The sequence below is a fragment of the Bacteroides sp. 1_1_14 genome (assembly GCF_000162515.1).
GTDB lineage: Bacteria > Bacteroidota > Bacteroidia > Bacteroidales > Bacteroidaceae > Bacteroides > Bacteroides thetaiotaomicron.
The window spans coordinates 194,610-212,649 of record NZ_GG774705.1 but is presented as its reverse complement, the minus strand read 5'-3'; the positions used below and the strand labels follow the sequence as shown (position 1 = coordinate 212,649).

Annotated in this window: 15 protein-coding genes and 2 pseudogenes; 6 read left to right on the top strand and 11 right to left on the bottom strand. The window is 46.7% G+C overall.

The window, feature by feature from the left end:
- Nucleotides 1-5: 5 nt before the first annotated feature.
- The 5 genes from atpF to atpD all read right to left on the bottom strand — a co-directional run bounded on the left by atpF (nt 6) and on the right by atpD (nt 4,185).
- Nucleotides 6-509, bottom strand: a complete 504-nt coding sequence (atpF, locus tag HMPREF9007_RS14065) for a F0F1 ATP synthase subunit B (RefSeq protein WP_008761391.1) — start codon at nt 507-509, stop codon at nt 6-8.
- Nucleotides 510-521: 12 nt separating this feature from the next.
- On the bottom strand, nt 522-779 hold the full coding sequence (atpE, locus tag HMPREF9007_RS14070; RefSeq protein ID WP_004295758.1) for an ATP synthase F0 subunit C: 258 nt from the start codon (nt 777-779) through the stop codon (nt 522-524).
- 58 nt (nt 780-837) lie between these two features.
- Complete coding sequence (atpB, locus tag HMPREF9007_RS14075) at nt 838-1,944, bottom strand: F0F1 ATP synthase subunit A (protein ID WP_011107411.1); 1,107 nt, start codon at nt 1,942-1,944, stop codon at nt 838-840.
- Nucleotides 1,945-2,403: 459 nt separating this feature from the next.
- Nucleotides 2,404-2,649 (bottom strand): ATP synthase F1 subunit epsilon, encoded by a 246-nt coding sequence (gene atpC / locus HMPREF9007_RS14080; RefSeq protein ID WP_011107410.1) that lies wholly within the window; start codon nt 2,647-2,649, stop codon nt 2,404-2,406.
- Between the two features lie 18 nt (nt 2,650-2,667).
- Nucleotides 2,668-4,185, bottom strand: a complete 1,518-nt coding sequence (gene atpD / locus HMPREF9007_RS14085; protein ID WP_008761388.1) for a F0F1 ATP synthase subunit beta — start codon at nt 4,183-4,185, stop codon at nt 2,668-2,670.
- A gap of 622 nt (nt 4,186-4,807) precedes the next feature.
- Here atpD and HMPREF9007_RS14090 point away from each other — a divergent pair.
- Both HMPREF9007_RS14090 and HMPREF9007_RS14095 read left to right on the top strand, forming a co-directional pair.
- Nucleotides 4,808-5,218: a hypothetical protein gene (locus HMPREF9007_RS14090; RefSeq protein ID WP_008765587.1), complete on the top strand. Its 411-nt coding sequence runs from the start codon at nt 4,808-4,810 to the stop codon at nt 5,216-5,218.
- 99 nt (nt 5,219-5,317) lie between these two features.
- Nucleotides 5,318-7,693 (top strand): DUF3987 domain-containing protein, encoded by a 2,376-nt coding sequence (locus HMPREF9007_RS14095; protein WP_128567836.1) that lies wholly within the window; start codon nt 5,318-5,320, stop codon nt 7,691-7,693.
- A gap of 226 nt (nt 7,694-7,919) precedes the next feature.
- Here HMPREF9007_RS14095 and HMPREF9007_RS14100 read toward each other — a convergent pair whose 3' ends face one another.
- Nucleotides 7,920-8,165, bottom strand: coding sequence for a DUF4248 domain-containing protein (locus tag HMPREF9007_RS14100; RefSeq protein WP_008761384.1), 246 nt, complete (start codon nt 8,163-8,165; stop codon nt 7,920-7,922).
- A gap of 278 nt (nt 8,166-8,443) precedes the next feature.
- Between HMPREF9007_RS14100 and HMPREF9007_RS14105 the strand changes: the two genes are divergently transcribed.
- From HMPREF9007_RS14105 to HMPREF9007_RS27130, 3 genes are all read left to right on the top strand, one after another.
- Nucleotides 8,444-8,953: an HU family DNA-binding protein gene (locus HMPREF9007_RS14105; protein WP_008765585.1), complete on the top strand. Its 510-nt coding sequence runs from the start codon at nt 8,444-8,446 to the stop codon at nt 8,951-8,953.
- Between the two features lie 64 nt (nt 8,954-9,017).
- Complete coding sequence (locus HMPREF9007_RS14110; protein ID WP_008761382.1) at nt 9,018-9,467, top strand: N-acetylmuramoyl-L-alanine amidase; 450 nt, start codon at nt 9,018-9,020, stop codon at nt 9,465-9,467.
- A 69-nt stretch (nt 9,468-9,536) separates the two neighbouring features.
- On the top strand, nt 9,537-9,638 hold the full coding sequence (locus HMPREF9007_RS27130) for a smalltalk protein (protein ID WP_149192761.1): 102 nt from the start codon (nt 9,537-9,539) through the stop codon (nt 9,636-9,638).
- A gap of 130 nt (nt 9,639-9,768) precedes the next feature.
- Here HMPREF9007_RS27130 and HMPREF9007_RS14115 read toward each other — a convergent pair whose 3' ends face one another.
- The 5 genes and pseudogenes from HMPREF9007_RS14115 to HMPREF9007_RS14135 form a co-directional block, all read right to left on the bottom strand.
- Nucleotides 9,769-10,704, bottom strand: coding sequence for a hypothetical protein (locus HMPREF9007_RS14115; RefSeq protein WP_032850356.1), 936 nt, complete (start codon nt 10,702-10,704; stop codon nt 9,769-9,771).
- A gap of 97 nt (nt 10,705-10,801) precedes the next feature.
- A complete protein-coding gene (gene purT / locus HMPREF9007_RS14120) occupies nt 10,802-11,968 on the bottom strand; it encodes a formate-dependent phosphoribosylglycinamide formyltransferase (protein WP_008761380.1) in 1,167 nt (388 codons plus the stop codon).
- Nucleotides 11,969-12,018: 50 nt separating this feature from the next.
- Nucleotides 12,019-13,242, bottom strand: coding sequence for an acyloxyacyl hydrolase (locus HMPREF9007_RS14125; RefSeq protein ID WP_008761379.1), 1,224 nt, complete (start codon nt 13,240-13,242; stop codon nt 12,019-12,021).
- A gap of 36 nt (nt 13,243-13,278) precedes the next feature.
- The gene (locus HMPREF9007_RS14130; RefSeq protein WP_008761378.1) at nt 13,279-13,902 is read right to left on the bottom strand and encodes a chloramphenicol acetyltransferase; all 624 of its coding nucleotides are present in this window, start codon (nt 13,900-13,902) and stop codon (nt 13,279-13,281) included.
- A 265-nt stretch (nt 13,903-14,167) separates the two neighbouring features.
- A pseudogene (locus HMPREF9007_RS14135) lies at nt 14,168-15,684 on the bottom strand (DUF4301 family protein).
- A 106-nt stretch (nt 15,685-15,790) separates the two neighbouring features.
- Between HMPREF9007_RS14135 and HMPREF9007_RS14140 the strand changes: the two are divergent.
- A pseudogene (locus HMPREF9007_RS14140) lies at nt 15,791-18,008 on the top strand (RelA/SpoT family protein).
- Nucleotides 18,009-18,040 lie beyond the last annotated feature (32 nt).

Below are 18,040 nucleotides of genomic sequence, written 5' to 3'. Positions count from 1 at the left end.
CTTCCTTAGTTCTTATTAGGGGTTAATACTTCATCCAGCATACGGTCGATCATTCCCATCTGGGATTCTTTGTCCTGAAGGTTCTTGCGGAGCACCTTCTCGGCGATATCGACAGAAAGCACAGCTACCTGGCGACGGATGTCGCGGATCGCTTCATCCTTCTCTATCTGGATTTGTTGTTTCACCGCATCCAGTTCTTTCTGTGCGGCTATCTCTGCTTGCTTACGGGCCTCGTGAACAATCTTGTCACGTTCTTCCATTGCCTCCTTCAAGATTCGTCCTTGTTCCTTGTTGGCAGCAGCCACAAGCGCCTCGCCCTCTTCCTTCAAATGAGCTAACTGGGCGTTGGCTTCTCTTGCCACCTCCAAGGACTGGTCGATATAGGTTTTACGGCCTTCCACCATCTTGATGATGATGGGGAAACCGTATTTCGCTAATATCACGAACACAACCCCGAATGCGACAAACATCCAGAACAACAGGCCACTATCAGGTAATAGTAATGACATATCTATTTAATATTACAGGAAGAATACCAGCAGACATACTACTACCGCCAACAGAGCCACACCTTCGATCAAAGCGGCGGCGATAATCATATTCATACGGATGTCACCCGAGGCTTCCGGCTGGCGTGCAATAGCTTCCATAGCCGAACCACCAATCTTACCAATACCCAAACCAGCTCCGATTACTGCAAGACCTGCACCGATAGCTGCACCTAATTTACTTACTCCTACTGCTGCTGCAGTGGCTTGTAACAATACTGATAGTAACATAATTTTCAGTTTTAAAATGGTTTATTTTCTCGTTTATTTATTTGCTCTCTCTTCGCGTTTATTCTGCTTTTACTTTTGCACCTTCCTGCGCCAGTCCGATAAATACGGCCGAAAGCATGGTGAATACATATGCCTGGATGAAAGCTACCAACAGTTCAAGCGCATTCATAAAAATGTTGAACAGTACGGAAGCTACCGTCAGTGTACCATTGAGCGCAGGTCCCATGCTTGCCGAGATAAAGATCAGGCAAGTCAGTACCAGCATCGCCATGTGTCCCGCCAGCATATTGGCGAAAAGACGGATCATCAAGGCAAACGGTTTCGTAAAGATTCCGAAGAACTCGATGAAAGGCATCATCGGTACAGGCACTTTCAGCCACCAGGGCACATCCGGCCAAAAGATATCTTTCCAGTAATGTTTCGTTCCAAAGATGTTGACTGCAAGGAACGTACAGATTGCAAGCACCATAGTGATGGCAATGTTTCCCGTCACATTCGCACCACCGGGGAAGAAAGGAATCAGCCCCATGATGTTATTAATGAAAATGAAGAAAAACGCAGTCAGCAGGTACGGTGCAAACTTCCGGTAGTTGGGTCCGACACAACTCTTGATGATATCATCGTTCACCATCATGATAAACATTTCCATGAATCCGATAAAACCACCCGGTGCCAATGCTCCCTGCGGACGCTTCCTGTACCATTGCGCCACACTCAGCACGATAACCAGCAGCAGCACACTGTTGAACAACAAAGCGAATGTCACCTTCGTAATGGAAATATCCCACGGACGAACCTGCTCTCCGGCTGCATTATACTCCACCAGTTTGCCTTCGTACTTACTTCCTTCGGGGGCGACGGAGAGCCCTTCATAAGTGCCTCCATTCTCAGCGAGACGGGAAGAAAGGAACGTATGCCAACCTGTAGTAGAACTATAAACAATGATAGGTAATGGTATAGTAATGTGCGTTTTACCCCACGTCGTAATATGCCATTCGTATGAGTCGCCGATATGTCCGAACACGATCTCCTTCACATCGACCGTATTCTCTTTCTGCTCCTGCGGAGTCACATCTTCCTGTGTCTGCGCGAAGACCGGCAGACCGGCTACCAACATCAGGCAGAGCAGAAATATCGGAGCTACTATGTTACGCAACTGTTTCATTTTTATTCTTATTTTTCTTTTCCGTTTCAGGTTCACTTCAAAGGAGAAGAAGAACCACGTTTCATATATCAGATACAACAGATAGAACGAGATAAACGTCAGCAAGAAAGCCTTGGCTTCTTCGCGTACTGCCAGACAATAAATCAGCAGCAGAATCAGCGAGAGAATCATTTTTATCATCTTCATTGCCAGATACAGCAGCGACAACTTCTGCGGAGCATGCCGCCGACACGCATCGAACATATAAATACTAAACAAACCGAAGATATAGAAATATACCGGTATAAACGGATATCCTCCGAAATAATGCCCCGGCAAGGCTATGTGTAAAATCACTGCTCCCGCTGCTCCGCTTAGTATAGCAAACAGCGTATTCAGTGCGATAAAATTCCGTTTAGTCTTACTAATGTTCACCATGTCGTTGTGTTTTTCTGCTGTATATTATCCATCTCGTCTTCCTTACGAGACACACACCGAAGCTGTCCCGTCACTCATTTCAACAAAACCACCCTGAATATCCAATGTATGCTCCTCGCCGTCCATCGTGGTATAACCCAACGTTCCCGCTTTCAATGACGAGACGATCGGCGCGTGTCCCGGCAGGATAGAAAACGATCCTACCGTTCCCGGCAGTGTGACAATCTTCACTTCTCCGTCGAATACGCTCTTTTCGGGCGATACGATACTTAAATGCAATTCTTTCATCATGGAATGTTGTTTCGATTACTTTTTCGCTTGTTCCAGCAATTTCTTGCCTTTCTCTATCGCTTCTTCAATCGTGCCCACGTTCAGGAAAGCCTGTTCGGGGAGGTTGTCTACCTCACCGTCGAGAATCATTCTGAACCCTTTGATTGTATCCTCGATGCCTACCATCACGCCCGGAACGCCTGTAAACTGTTCGGCAACGGCAAACGGCTGCGAAAGGAAACGCTGCACACGGCGCGCACGGTTCACGACCAGTTTGTCTTCTTCCGAAAGTTCCTCCATACCAAGGATAGAGATGATGTCCTGCAATTCCTTGTTGCGCTGCAAAATCTGTTTCACGCGCTGTGCTACGTCATAATGTTCCTGTCCCACGATGTGCGGGTCAAGGATACGGGACGTAGAAGCCAGTGGATCGACAGCCGGATAGATACCCAATTCCGTAATCTTACGGTCGAGTACGGTCGTTGCATCCAGATGGCTGAAGGTTGTTGCCGGAGCAGGGTCCGTCAAGTCATCCGCAGGCACATATACTGCCTGTACGGAGGTGATAGAACCTTTCCGGGTGGAAGTGATACGTTCCTGCATCGCACCCATTTCCGTGGCAAGTGTCGGCTGATAACCAACGGCAGAAGGCATACGTCCCAGCAGAGCCGAGACTTCCGAACCCGCCTGCGTGAAACGGAAAATGTTATCGATAAAAAACAGGATATCGCGTTTCTCACCTTCCTTGCCGGCATCACGGAAAGATTCCGCTACCGTCAGTCCGGACAATGCCACAGAGGCACGTGCGCCCGGAGGCTCGTTCATCTGTCCGAAAATCAAGGATACCTGCGACTTTTCCAGTTCATTATAGTCTACTTTCGAAAGGTCCCAGTCACCCTTCTCCATACTTTCCTTGAAAGCCTCGCCGTAGCGGATAACGCCCGACTCGATCATTTCACGCAGCAAGTCGTTACCTTCACGGGTACGCTCGCCGACTCCGGCAAATACGGAGAATCCGTTATGTTTCTTGGCAATATTATTGATCAGTTCCTGAATAAGTACGGTCTTTCCTACACCGGCACCGCCAAAGAGTCCGATCTTGCCACCTTTGGCATACGGCTCCAGCAGGTCGATTACTTTGATACCCGTGAAGAGTACCTCCTGCACAGTTGTCAAATCTTCAAACTTTGGGGGATCACGGTGGATGGAATATGCGCCTGTACGGTCGAGACTCTTCATACCGTCGATAGAGTCGCCCACTACGTTCATCAGTCGTCCTTTAATCTGTTCGCCTATCGGCATTGTGATCGGGCCTCCGGTGGGATACACCTTCATGCCTCGCTGAAGTCCGTCAGTGCTGTCCATAGCCACGGTACGAACCGTATTCTCGCCGATGTGTTGCTGAACTTCTACAACCAGTATTTTGCCGTTTGGCCTCTTTATCTCCAGTGCGTCGTGAATGCTTGGCAGCATTAACTCTGCGTCCGTACCTTCAAAGTACACGTCGACCACAGGGCCGATCACCTGTGAGATATGTCCGATAATCTGTGACATAAGCAATCTTTATTTATATTATTCTTTCTTTACCTATCGAATTTTAGTAGCATGACAAGGAACGTTTCGCGTTTTATCTACTTTAATCTACTATAGTAAACAGTTAAATTTAGCTTTTGTTCAATCATGCCCGATTTCTTTTTAACAAAATAGTTAAATAAACAACCGCGCAAATGTAGAAACAAATTAGCATCGTTGTTCTTCCTTTTTCATTATTTGTCGTTCAATAACACTTGTTAGGCCAACAAAGACTACAAACAGACCAATATCGGAACATTCCAATTACGATTGTATAGTAAAACAAGCCTGTTAGTTATAAAATATCATTAAAACTATGACTTAACATCAAGTTTTCCCATTCAACGGTAATATTCAAACACTTAAACGAGTGATAAAATAGTAGCATATGCAACTAGTTTTATATCCGGGCACGTACGTCCTATTAAACACTCCCCATTTGCCTGAAGCGGAAAAGTTTTCGGCAAGAAAATTATAAATTCCTTAATTTTGCCACTTTGTTAAATGTCAGCAGAAAAAATAAGAAGCAAAAAACACTCTTCTGATAAAAAAAGAAGAAATTTGCTGCATTATTAATCCTAAAAATTATGGTAAAAAAAACCTTTTGGCTTTTGCCGAAAAAATCGGCAACTTTACGTTAAACGTAACAATGGTAGACAAAGCAGGCAATCCGTTGACAGTAGATGATATATCTCAATGTCACCTACCCGGATTCCCCATCTTATTCACTCAAAATGAATTACTTGAAATCCTTGCAAAAGAGATTTTCAAGCAACAGTTTCTTTGGAAATCCGTACAGGATAAAGACATCAAAGAGTGCAACAAAGAAGAACGGATCATCAAGCAGATACCGCTGATGCCACGCTGTCCGGATGTACTGAAAGGGCTGTTCCATTGCATCGAAATCCGCGACGAACGCTCTCCGAAGCATGCCATAGCCTATAAAAGCTGTCTGGGAAAACTGGAGGAGATGGTGAAAGACCAATGGGACGATTGGAACAGAAATCAGTCCTAATAATCGATTTGGTAAAAAAAGAGAAGTTCCTACCTTCGCAGCCGGAAGCCCGTGATAACTACACCACCCGCTTCCGGCAACTTATATATTATATTTCAAATGAGAAAGCACATGTACCAAGTGTCACTATTTATCAACACTTGGAGTAAAACTCCCACGACTATAACTTTTGAAGATTTTTTCGCAATGGTACGCAACGGACATTGGAAAGTGCCTACGGAAGGCCACCGCAGCTGTCTGGCAAAAGACCGCAAACACGACGCGCAAACCATCAAAGACAGCATGGCATGTGTCATCCCCGCAGGCATATGCAAGAATGGACACGCAAAAAACAACCTTACCTCCCTGTCACTCGCACTCTGCATCGACATCGACCATACGGACGAACAGACAAAGGATATTTTCGTACGTGCCTGCCTGCTCGAATACGTACTGGGAGCGTTTATCAGCATCTCCGGACGTGGTGTTAAGTTGTTCATTCGTATAGATATCGATGGAGTAAACGATTATCCTGCCATTTATGAAGCGACTGCAAAGCTCGTTTCCACCGTTCTCGGCGTAGAGAACGACGGGAAATGCAAGGATATCACCCATCCCTGCTTCGGATCATACGACCCGGACGCATACTACAACGGTGACGCAAAGGCCGTCAACGACTTTCTGCCGAACGGTGCACTCACTCCGCGCGTCACCTACGCTCCCGTCACTTCCGCTCCCCGTACCACCTGCACTCCCACCTCTTTCTCCAACGGACATCCGCCTGCGATGCCGGGTAACCGGATTTCCGCCGCTCCCTTCGTACAGTCCTACCTCACCCTCTACCCTGCCGCAACGGGCGACCGGAACGGAACCGTTTTCCGGCTCAGCTGCGCTGCCTGCAAACGCGGCATCGACCGTAACGAACTGACCACCGAATTGGTTCGCACCTTGGAAGAAGACAACTTCCGTGAACCCGAAATCACACGTACTGTAAAATCAGCTTACCAGAATGTAATGACTGCGGCAGAGACGGAAAGCTTCGAAAATCCTCCTTCAAATTCCAGTAAAGTCCAAAAGTCCGTTATAGGATTTTCAGAAAACGAAAATCCGGCAGAAAAGGAGGATGAAATCATCGGAGAAGAGCTCAGAGAGCAGACTCCGACCTTTCCTGACGAAATTTACGATCTCATTCCCGCCATCTTCAAGGAGTGCGTCTCCATCGCAAGAGACGAGCGTGAAAGGGACGGACTCTTGTTGTCATGTATTACCACGATAAGCAGCATGCTCCCCAGTGTAAGCATCCGCTACAACCGACGGAATTATCAGCCCAATATCTACTGTATCGTCGTAGCTTCCTCCGGTGCCAACAAGAACCTCATCGGCTATGGCATACGCCTGCACAAGCACTATTGTGAGTATTGGGAGAAGCAGAGTCTGAAGATCGAAAAGGAATACAAGAAAGCACTCAGGGACTACACCCTCTCCTTGCAGGCGATACGCAAAAAGAATACTGCCGCCACCAACCTGCCGGACGAACCGGAGGAGCCGAAGCTGGCATTTCCGCTGATCCCTGCCGACATCAGCCGTGCACAGCTCATCACTCACCTCATCAACAACCAAAGTTGTTCTTCCTTGCTCACCAGTACCGAAGCCAGCAGCGTCAGCACAGCCCGCAACCAAGATTACGGACACTTCGACGATATCCTCTGCAAGGCATTCGAGCACGAACTGATCAGTTCGTCCTACAAGATCAACGGACGACATCCGCTGAAAGTGGAATATCCCTCCCTGTCGGCTTTTCTCACCGGCACTCCATCCAGCCTCATTTTATTCATCCCGACCATGGAGACAGGGCTGTACAACCGCTTTCTGATCAATACCTTCAGACTTCCGGCAGCATGGCAGGATGTATTCGCGGAGGAAAAGGTGCGGGCGGACGATCTCTTCAACGAGTTGTCCATGCGCTTCGCACAGATGGCATTGTTTCTGAAAGATTCTCCTACGGAAGTAAAGCTGACAGATACACAGAAAAAAGAATTCAACCGGGTATTCACGCAACTGCTCAAAGATACGGACCAGTTAGGTAATGATGACCTGCTGGGGGTGGTGAAACGTTATGGAGTGATAACGGCACGCATCTGCTGCATTTTCTCCGCCATCGACAAGGGAACCATGAGAATGGAAACACCCGAAGTATACTGCTCGGACGCGCATTTCAAAGCAGCGCTCGCCATCGTGCTGTGTTGCTTCGAACATAGCAAACTGGTCAGTACTTCGGTAAAAAGCTCTGCCGAAGATACGAAACCATTACAATCGCCCGATAATCTCTCGCGACTTCTGACGAAACTCAAAAAGAGTTTTTCAGCCAAAGAAGCATGTGCTTTGGGAGAGGAATTGAACCTCTCAAGAAGCACCGTTTACTACTTATTGAATAAAGGCATTAAAGCAGGGAGAATCAGCAAGTTAGGTCACGGTTCGTATATTCTGAAAATCTAATATGGACTTTCTGGACTTTACTGGACTTTGAAAAGGGAAATTCGTGACTTTTACTTCATTGTCACAAGAAAAAAAAACAATAAGTCTTATTAGCATATCGAAATTAGCTATTAGCAAAAACAAATTAGCTAATAGCTAATCGAAATATGCTAATAGCTAATTTGTTTCTTCCTTACAGACGGACGACTTATCAAGAAACAGATTCACGACTCATCGAAAAACAGATTCACGGCTCATCGAGAAACTTCACAATCAGCCTCACCTGTCTGCTGCTATAAGCATGATCGTTTTTTCCTTCTCCACCGCTATACATAGCGTCATAAAGTTCTTTATTATTTCTGATCCATCCCCGTAGTTTCTGCATGGCATAAATCAATGGCAAATGTGGATTGTACTTGTGAGCCAGCTCCGACTTCAAATACGGACGGATGACAAACGGTTCTTCTTCCGCTTCTTCTTTTTCTGTTTTCATATCGTTGTTTTTAAGTTCTTTCGTACTTCAAATATACTAAAACATATTTGCGCACACAAGCAAACAAGTAAAATAAAATCAATCAGAAAGAAAGTAAATACATTCTGAAAGAAAGTACGACGAAGTACGATAAAGTACGTATTCTCATGGCTTAAGAATAGGCTACCTTTGACACATCGAAAGAAAGAAACAGAGCTCATTCTCTCTCCCGACACTGATCGAGTGACAGCAATCAGTAATTATTAATTTATATTTTTCTAAATCTTTAATTTATCATCATGGCAATACCATTTAAAAGAATGGGTCGTAAAGACCCGCGAAAAATTGACGGGGTGCTGAAGTACCACCCCCAACTGGTGACGATGGGACAAAGTGTAGACCTTGACGGCATCGCCTACATCATGAAGGACAAGAGTTCCCTCTCCCTGGGCGACATCCAAAGCGTACTGACCAACTATGTGGAGGCAATGCGAGCGGCGCTCTTCGACGGAAAATCGGTCAATATCAGAGACTTCGGTGTATTCAGCCTATCCGCCCATACGCTGGGAGCAACCACGAAAGAAGAGTGTACGGTGAAGAATATCAAATCTATACAGATCAACTTCCGCCCTTCCAGCAGCGTCCGCCCCAACCTGACGTCTACCCGTGCCGGTGACAAGATCGAGTTTCTCGACCTCGAAGCCCCGAAAAAGAAGAAAGGCGACGGATCAGGAGAGGACAACACCCCCGGTGGCGGTGGAAACGAAGGCGGCGGAGGCGACGAGGAAGCTCCGGACCCGACAGTGTAAGAAGTGGAGAGTTGAGAGTTGGTAATCAATGTACGAGAGGTTGATAGTTAGAATTAATGGCTTTATGAGGAAGATTCATTTAATTGTGATTCACTGTTCTGCAACGCGGGCAGACAAGGAGTTGACGGCTTTTGATTTGGATACGATGCACCGCCGGCGGGGATTTAACGGGACAGGTTATCATTACTATATCCGCAAGGATGGAACAACGCTTATTACCCGTCCGGTGGAACGGATCGGGGCACATGCGAAAGGTTTTAATGCGGAGAGTATCGGAATTTGCTACGAAGGCGGCCTGGACTGCCGGGGACGCCCGGCGGACACACGGACACCGGAACAGCGGGCAGCGCTCCGGCTGCTGGTGCATCAGTTGCAAGAGAGATTCCCCGGTTGCCGGGTGTGCGGTCATCGCGACTTGTCGCCGGATCGCAACGGTAATGGAGAGATTGAGCCGGAGGAGTGGATCAAGGCGTGCCCGTGCTTTGAGGTAAAGGAGGAAAGTTATCGGGAGTAATCGGTCATTCGGTAATGATTCACTTAGTAATCAATCATATAAAGAGTCGGAAAGGAGGTGTGTAGAGTTATGGCAGTCAAGAGATCCCTTTGGGATACCATTTTGAAAGTAGTCATCGCGGTGGCTTCGGCAGTGCTGGGTATTGTAGGCGGTAATGCGATGAGTCTGTAAGATCAGAGAAATAACAATGTCATAAACGTGAGAGAGAGGATGCAGGTTCAGACTTCTGTCCTCTCTCTTTATTTATAAATCTAAGTACAGTATTAACGTTGATATTCTTCCTAGAAAGAAGGAGTTATCATCAGAAGTAGTAGCGCAGCCCACCCAGCAGGTTAAAGCGGGTGATTCCACAACGTTCGTCTTCTTTCAGCAGCATCCAGTCCTGTTTGGGCATACTTCCACCGATCCCGTTCAGAGTCAAGCCGAGTCCCCAATTAGATGAAAGCATGTACTCAAATCCTAATGTGGCATGAAGGCCGAATCCGGCAGCATTGTAGAAAGGATCATGATAAAGGAAAACGCCGACACCAACGCCTGATTTTAAGATCCATCTGTCAAATTTTGTACGGCTTACCCACTCCGGAGCTATATAGGAGAACATCATGTCGCCACCGGAGAATGACTTCTTGAAACCAGCATATTGAAGTCCGATTCCCATCCCACCGTTCCAGACATGTTCGTAAGCGAGTTTCCATTCAACTCCTCCTTTCGAATCTAACGCCCTACCGTTGATATCATAAATCTTGCTGATCACCCATCCATATCCGAAGCTCGCTTCAAACGTGTTGGCAGGCGCTTTTCTGCTTTCTGCATAGTCTTTAGCAATAACCAGGTCGAGATCTATTACGTCTTGTACAGGATTTGTTTTCAGTGTATCCACACTTTTATCCGACAACCGCAGCATCAGTCCGGAAATCTGATGACAGGAACTTCCCCCAAAAGAAGGTTTCTGGTGATTAGTGATGGCGAGTCCATTGCCACCAATCTTTCCTGTAGCCTCTTGTGCAAGATGTAATACCTGATCATAACGGCAATTCGTAGAAGTACCCCGATCCACTACTGATACACGCCCGATAGTCTCGGCTGTATTGGGCACTTTTTCTCCCAAACCGATGACATAGACCGAATCTGCCGGAATAATATCCGGATAGGTTCTTACAATGTTAGTGACCACTTTAGGTGAACAGGAAGTCAGTAATAGCATAGCAGTAGCTGCCAATAGTTTAGTCTTTTTCATGTTTTTCATTATTAGTTATATAAGAGGAGATGATGAGAGAGAATCAAAAGCAATATTCACTATCCTTTTGCTTTTGACTCACTCTCATTCTTTTTATTTAGTATACCTCTACTTTCTCGGCGATTCGTTTCGCTTTATCACGCAACGCATCCAGATCGGAGTTCAGCGGTGCATAGCAAAGTACGACTCCCATGCGACGGTTGACGCGGGTAAACGGCTTGCCGAAGATGCGCAGATAAGTGTCTTCTTCTTTCGTCACTTCTTCCATGCCACGATATTGAGGACGTTCCTGACTCGCTATCGGAGAAAGGATAACGGCACTTGCACCGATCCGCTCCTGCTTGATGCCGGGGATGGGCAGACCGAGTACGGCACGCAGGTGAAGTTCGAACTCATTCAGATTCTGCGTTCCTGCCAATGTCACCATGCCCGTATCGTGCGGACGGGGAGAAAGCTCGGAGAAGTAGACTCCGTTTTCATGGCTCAGGAAGAATTCCACTCCCCAAAGTCCGGCACCAGTCAAGGCACGGGTTACTTTTTCCGCCATTTCTTCGGCTTCTTTCAAGTGTGCAGGGTCGATGTGTGCAGGCTGGAAACTCTCACGGTAGTCACCGCCTTTCTGTACGTGTCCGATAGGAGGACAGAACAGCGTAGGTCCGTTTTTCTGTGTAACGGTGAGCAGGGTGATTTCACTGTCGAACTTGATGAATTCTTCGATGATCAGTTCGCGGATATCGCCACGGCTGCCACTGCATCCATATTCCCAGGCATGTTCAAGCTCGTCGGCACCCTTGACGAGAGACTGTCCTTTGCCGGAAGAAGACATCAACGGTTTGACGACACAAGGGAAACCGATTTTGGCGGCTGCTTCCTTCAATTCGTCCAGTGTCTTGGCATAAAAATAGTTGGCTGTTTTCAAGCCGAGTTCTTTGGCGGCAAGGTCACGGATCGCCTTACGGTTCATCGTGAAGTTGACGGCACGGGCACTGGGCACTACCTGAATTCCTTCTTTTTCAAAGTCATAGAGACGCTCTGTGCGGATGGCTTCTATCTCCGGAACGATGATGTCCGGATGATGTTTTTCTACAACGCGTTCCAATGCTTCACCGTCCAGCATGTCGAAGACTTCAAATTCATCGGCAACTTGCATAGCAGGTGCTCCGGCATAAGAATCACAAGCAATGACGTGTTGCCCCTTGCGCTGTGCAGAGATCACAAACTCTTTTCCTAATTCTCCGGAACCGAGTAACAGTATTTTCTTCATTATTTTGAGTGTTTTATGTTAGTGATGCAAAATTAGTATATTTCTTTTTATTAATGACGTACCTTAGGATATTTATTGTGGAAACGGAAACCGAGTCCGAGCATCAGATAGTTGGGCGTCTGGAAGTTCTGCAAATTGTATCCGATATGAAGAAAGGAACTCCGGGTAACGGCTATTTTCAATGCAAGAATCTGGTAGAAGCCTCTCATATCGCCACGGCTGAGCACGTTGGCTCCCATGCCGACACCGATGGTAAAATAAGGCATCACATATTCCGCACGTCCCGAAAGTCCCAAGGCCAGCTGATGCTGAATGCCCGGTTTCAGGAACTCACGTTTAGAACTGCTGCTCCCATATTCTACAATTACATCTTCCCTATATACATTGGCACTGCCATCATAAACACCGTCCAGTGAAGCTCCCACGCGAAACTTATAACCCAGATTATACATCGGGGCAAAATTGAATCCGGCAACGGGATACGCATTGGGAGATGCGATCTGCTTCTCTCCTACCCACACTCCCTTTCGACGCCATGACCCGAACAGCACGACATCATAACTGATATGGCGGGGAAAACGGGTGATGACAGGCTGGTAGACTGATTTCGAGAGGTCTTCTTCCGTACGATTGAAATTGTAGACGAGTCCGATCTTGGCTCCGGCAGTATTGATTCCGGCATTCGGGAATTTAGTGTTACCATTGGAGAAGTGCGTGAAATCGCCTCCGACAATCAGATCGAAGTAACGGGAAAACGCCCAGTTTATGTAAACTCCGGCATTGATATAAGCATTCATCCGTGAACCGACCGCACCATTATAGGAATTATAATAATTGTCGTATGGCTTCCATCCGGCGGACAAACCGAAATTCCACTCATAATTGAGCGAGACACGGGGAGAGAAACGGGCAATTCGTGCTCCTTGAAACACATAGAATGAGAAAGGATCGCCCAACTGTTTTTTATCACCAAAGGTGGTAAGGGATACGCCGATACCCTGATAAGCTCCACCGTAAATACGGTCGGCACAAGTATTGGGACGAAACTTGAACGAGTATTTCAAGTGGGCGGCAAACGATGTCTGAATCGGTTTCCAGCGTTCGTTCTCTCCTTGCAGGAAGGGGTTGGTAGGAAATACATATTGCGGACGGGCTTCCATTCCCAAACGATGGATAAAACCAGAAGACTCCTGCCCTGCCAAAGGAGTCTTCGGCAGGCAAAACATGATGGAACAAAGAACGATGGTTTTCCATCTCAGGGTCTTGTTTCTCATAGTGCCGTCATTGTTAGTCTCCAGATCCTGACGGTTTCATAAATCAAGGGTCTCAATAAACTTGGCAACATGATAACCATCCATCAGTCCGTGATGACAAGTGACGGAAATGGGGAGCATCAGCTTCTCTCCTTCCCGAAAGTATTTTCCGGTAGATATTTTGGGGACGCTATCGCCCGAACGCATGTTCGTAGGGTGTTTCATATCTGTAAAGGCCAGCCATGGGACAGCCGAATAGTGAATGGCGTTGGGATGGAAAGTTCCTCCTTTGTTCAGTCCGGTGGTAGCTTGCAGCCGCTCCATTTCGGTTTTCGCCTTACGGATAAAGGTGAGCTCATCGGGATCGTACTCAAAGGCGGCAAAAGAAAAAGTATGATCGGCACGCCCTACTGTCGCTTCGGGAAGAAGACTGTCATAGCAGACTACTTTGTCGCCCTCGATGCGGTAACGGAATTCCTCGACTTTGCTTGCGGCAGTGATGATACGATGTAATAGTAAAAGAGAAAAGGAGACGCCTTTGTCTTTAGCCTCCTGATAAGAACGGGTACAGTCTACATGGACTGTCACTCCGAAAAAGGGATCATCGAATGCGCTGAAATGTTCAAAATGCTCTTTTCTGTTCCATGTTGCAATGTCAATGATCTTTTCTATCTGATTCATCCTAAATACTCTTTTTATTATAAGTAGTGACTAAAAAGTCGGTTGTATCTACACTAGGGCTGACTAAAAGTCGGCAGTATCTTAAATCTCCTCCTTCGGGAAGGAGGAGATTTAAGATAGTACTGACTTTTTAGTCAGCCTCTCAGATTTTGCTTTTACTTAATTAGTAATTATAATGATTGGGAGAGACATTTGTCTGTATCTGCCATTCGGACGACTGCGGAGGAGGAAGAATGACAGACTGGACCCAATCTTGTTTTAAATCCTACTGATGCTGCTCGCGCAACAGGTCGTTCACCGTTTCACCGGATTGAAAGTGGTAAGAGGAACTTCTACGAATACTGTGTTCCAGTCGCTCATCGCACCATTCCATAAGCCGGGAAGTTCAAGCGCTTTCAGGTCTTTTCCGTTCTTTGATTTATAAGAAATGAAGCCGGTCGCCTTATCTACATATTTCACCAAGTCGAACTTGTGACCTTTATAATCGCGTACGGCACAAACCAAGTCTACCGGATTGAAGTGCGTACCCTTTTCGAACATTTCCTTTTTGGCAGGATCGTTCATGTCGATCTGAGAGCTTTCGAGGATTTGCAGTGAGATAGTTCCGTCACTGTTATAAGCAAGGAACGGACCGCCACCCGGCTCACCTACATTCTTCACCATACCGCATACACGCATCGGACGGTTCAGTTTGTTCTTCAGGTAGATCACCAGTTCGGCATCTTCGAGGTTCTTCGTTTCGGGATTCTTGCAGAAAAGTTGTTTTTGCAGGAATTGGAGAATTTCCATGATTTGCTCGTGCGTATACTTTCCGCTGTCGAGCAGTTCGAGGTATTCGAATGCCTTTTTCTGCAAGGACACGAGTACGCCGGCAATCAGTTTTTTATAAGTAACGGTGTCGGCTTTCAGTTTATCGGGTACTACGTTGTCGATATTCTTGATGAAGATAATATCAGCGTCGAGATCGTTCAGGTTCTCGATCAGTGCACCGTGCCCACCCGGACGGAACAGGAGTTTACCATTGTCTCGGAACGGCTGGTTGTCCATATCGGCAGCGATGGTGTCGGTATTTGGTTTCTGTTCGGAGAAGGTGATGTAATAGTCTACTCCGTAACGTTTGCCGAATGCTTCGGCTTTCTCTTCCACCAGTTTCTTGAAGAGTTCGCGATGTTCGGTAGAGACAGTGAAGTGTACGTTGACTTTACCACTTTTTCCGGCTGCATACATAGCGCCTTCGGCAAGATGTTCTTCCAGTGGAGTACGTGAACCTTCGGGATATTTATGGAATTTGAGCAGACCTTTCGGAAGTGCTCCGTAATTGAGTCCGGCAGTTTCGAGAAGGGCAGCTACTACGGCTTTGTAATTACCTTCTTCCATCAGCCCCGGAATATCTTTTCCGGCTGTACGCTGACAAGCTACATTCAAGTCGTCATAGAAAGCAAAATCCTTGATTCCGTCGAAGAATGCCTGCTCAAACTTTGTAGTAGGTTTGTCATACTCTGCGGACAGAAACTCGAACAGATTCTTGAACATACGACTGGCAGCGCCCGAAGCAGGAACAAACTTCACAATGATTTTATCCGTATTCTTATAAGCATCCCATGCAGCCAGATATGCGTTCTTTTCTTCTGCGTCAGGAGCCAATATGCCTTTTTCTATGGAAGCGGCAGCGTCCAGTTTCAAATAAGGAAAACCCGTCTGGAAGCAAGCCAGCTGTTCTGCTATCTGCGCCTCCGTGATGCCTTTCTTGGCAAGCAACTCTTTGTCCTGTGTCGTTATCATAATATCTATTTTTATTAATTGATGCCCAAAAATACAAAATGTTATTTACTTCTTGCCGAATAACCGGGAAAAAAACTAATTTTACGTCGAATTAACAAGATTGAATATGGACGACTTTTTTACATCAGAGGAAAAGAAGGAGCTTTTTTTCACTCTACAGGCATCTGTTGCAATCTGCCGGAGATACGATTTTCTGGAGGGATTGCCAAAAATTAAAGAAACATCTTATCAAAGCCGCCCAGTGTAACGGGCTGCAACGCAATAACTTCGGGATGAATCCCGTCATCAGAGATTTACAAACGGCAGTTATCGTAGCCGAAGAAATTGGCATGAAAGGTTCGTGTCTGGTCGGCATCATGCTTCACGAAATAGTGAAGGCACATATCCTGTCTATCGAAGAAGTGAATGCCGAATATGGCGAAGATGTAGGCAGTATCATCAAAGGCTTGGTGAAAACAAACGAACTGTACTCCAAAAGTCCGGCGATAGAATCGGAGAATTTCCGCAATCTCCTGCTCTCTTTTGCCGAAGATATGCGTGTCATCCTGATTATGATCGCAGACCGTGTGAACATCATGCGCCAAATCAAGGATACAGGCAACGAGGAAGACCGGGTGAAAGTAGCGAACGAAGCTGCTTACCTATATGCTCCGCTGGCCCACAAACTGGGACTTTACAAGCTGAAATCGGAATTGGAAGACTTGTCGCTGAAATATACGCAGCGAGAAACCTACTACTTTATAAAGGAGAAGCTCAACGAGACGAAAGCATCCCGCGACAAGTATATCGCTTCTTTCATCGATCCTATCCAGAAGAAGGTAAAGGAAGCCGGACTGAAGTTCGACATCAAGGGACGTACCAAATCCATCCATTCCATCTGGAATAAGATTCAGAAGCAGAAGACTCCGTTTGAAGGTATCTATGACTTGTTCGCTATCCGTATCATTCTGGATTCCGAACCGGACCCGGCCAAAGAAAAGCAGGAATGCTGGCAGGTCTATTCTATCGTAACGGATATGTATCAGCCGAACCCGAAACGTCTGCGGGACTGGCTCTCGATTCCAAAGAGCAACGGTTATGAATCGTTGCACATTACCGTGATGGGCCCGGAAGGAAGATGGGTGGAAGTACAGATCCGTACCCGCCGGATGGACGAGATCGCTGAACGGGGACTCGCCGCACACTGGAGATACAAAGGTATCAAAGGGGAAACAGGACTGGACGAATGGCTGACTTCGGTACGTGAAGCGCTTGAAAATGCGGATAACGACTCACTGAAAGTGATGGATCAGTTCAAGATGGACCTTTACGAGGATGAGGTATTTGTATTCACGCCTAAAGGAGACTTATTCAAACTTGCCAAAGGAGCTACTGTGCTCGATTTCGCATTCCACATCCATAGCAAACTGGGATGCAAGTGTATCGGTGCGAAAGTAAACGGCAAAAATGTACAGCTCAAACAGAAACTGAACAGCGGTGATCAGGTAGAAATCATGACGTCGAATACCCAGACTCCCAAACAGGACTGGCTCAACATCGTGACGACTTCCAAAGCCCGCACCAAGATACGGCAGGCACTCAAAGAGATGGTAGCACGCCAGCACGATTTCGCCAAAGAGACACTGGAACGGAAGTTCAAGAACCGGAAGATGGAGTATGACGAAGCCACCATGATGCGCCTGATCAAGCGGCTGGGCTTTAAGAATGTGACAGAGTTTTATCAGAAGATTGCTGACGAGACATTGGATGTCAACGACATTCTGGACAAATACCTTGAACAGCAGAGACGGGACAATGACACGCACGATGAGATTGTGTATCGCAGTGCCGAAGGATATAATTTGCAGGCAACTCAGGAAGAACCTAGTTCAAAAGAGGATATACTGGTCATTGATCAGAATCTGAAAGGACTGGAATTTAAACTGGCCAAATGCTGTAACCCGATCTATGGGGATGATGTATTCGGATTTGTAACCGTGAGCGGAGGTATCAAGATTCACCGGGCAGACTGTCCGAATGCCAATCAGATGCGCGAACGGTTCGGATACCGGATTGTTAAAGCGCGTTGGGCTGGCAAGTCAGTCGGTACGCAGTATCCGATTACGCTGCGCGTAGTAGGTCATGATGATATCGGCATTGTTACCAATATTACTTCCATCATTTCCAAAGAGAATGGAATCAGTCTGCGGTCCATCGGAATCAATTCCAACGACGGACTATTCTCCGGAACGCTTACGGTCATGGTGGGTGATACCGGACGACTGGAAGCGCTGATCAAAAAGCTGCGGACAGTGAAGGGAGTTAAACAGGTAAGCAGAAACTAAGCACTCTATGCTAACAGCAAATCTGTTGACAG

Excerpts from the sequence above, each read along its gene's own strand:
- atpF (WP_008761391.1), bottom strand. The coding sequence starts at position 509 with ATGTCATTACTATTACCTGATAGTGGCCTGTTGTTCTGGATGTTTGTC.
- atpE (WP_004295758.1), bottom strand. The coding sequence starts at position 779 with ATGTTACTATCAGTATTGTTACAAGCCACTGCAGCAGCAGTAGGAGTA.
- atpB (WP_011107411.1), bottom strand. The coding sequence starts at position 1,944 with ATGAAACAGTTGCGTAACATAGTAGCTCCGATATTTCTGCTCTGCCTG.
- atpC (WP_011107410.1), bottom strand. The coding sequence starts at position 2,649 with ATGAAAGAATTGCATTTAAGTATCGTATCGCCCGAAAAGAGCGTATTC.
- atpD (WP_008761388.1), bottom strand. The coding sequence starts at position 4,185 with ATGTCACAGATTATCGGACATATCTCACAGGTGATCGGCCCTGTGGTC.
- HMPREF9007_RS14095 (WP_128567836.1), top strand. The coding sequence starts at position 5,318 with ATGAGAAAGCACATGTACCAAGTGTCACTATTTATCAACACTTGGAGT.
- HMPREF9007_RS14100 (WP_008761384.1), bottom strand. The coding sequence starts at position 8,165 with ATGAAAACAGAAAAAGAAGAAGCGGAAGAAGAACCGTTTGTCATCCGT.
- HMPREF9007_RS14105 (WP_008765585.1), top strand. The coding sequence starts at position 8,444 with ATGGCAATACCATTTAAAAGAATGGGTCGTAAAGACCCGCGAAAAATT.
- HMPREF9007_RS14110 (WP_008761382.1), top strand. The coding sequence starts at position 9,018 with ATGAGGAAGATTCATTTAATTGTGATTCACTGTTCTGCAACGCGGGCA.
- HMPREF9007_RS27130 (WP_149192761.1), top strand. The coding sequence starts at position 9,537 with ATGGCAGTCAAGAGATCCCTTTGGGATACCATTTTGAAAGTAGTCATC.
- HMPREF9007_RS14115 (WP_032850356.1), bottom strand. The coding sequence starts at position 10,704 with ATGAAAAAGACTAAACTATTGGCAGCTACTGCTATGCTATTACTGACT.
- purT (WP_008761380.1), bottom strand. The coding sequence starts at position 11,968 with ATGAAGAAAATACTGTTACTCGGTTCCGGAGAATTAGGAAAAGAGTTT.
- HMPREF9007_RS14125 (WP_008761379.1), bottom strand. The coding sequence starts at position 13,242 with ATGAGAAACAAGACCCTGAGATGGAAAACCATCGTTCTTTGTTCCATC.
- HMPREF9007_RS14130 (WP_008761378.1), bottom strand. The coding sequence starts at position 13,902 with ATGAATCAGATAGAAAAGATCATTGACATTGCAACATGGAACAGAAAA.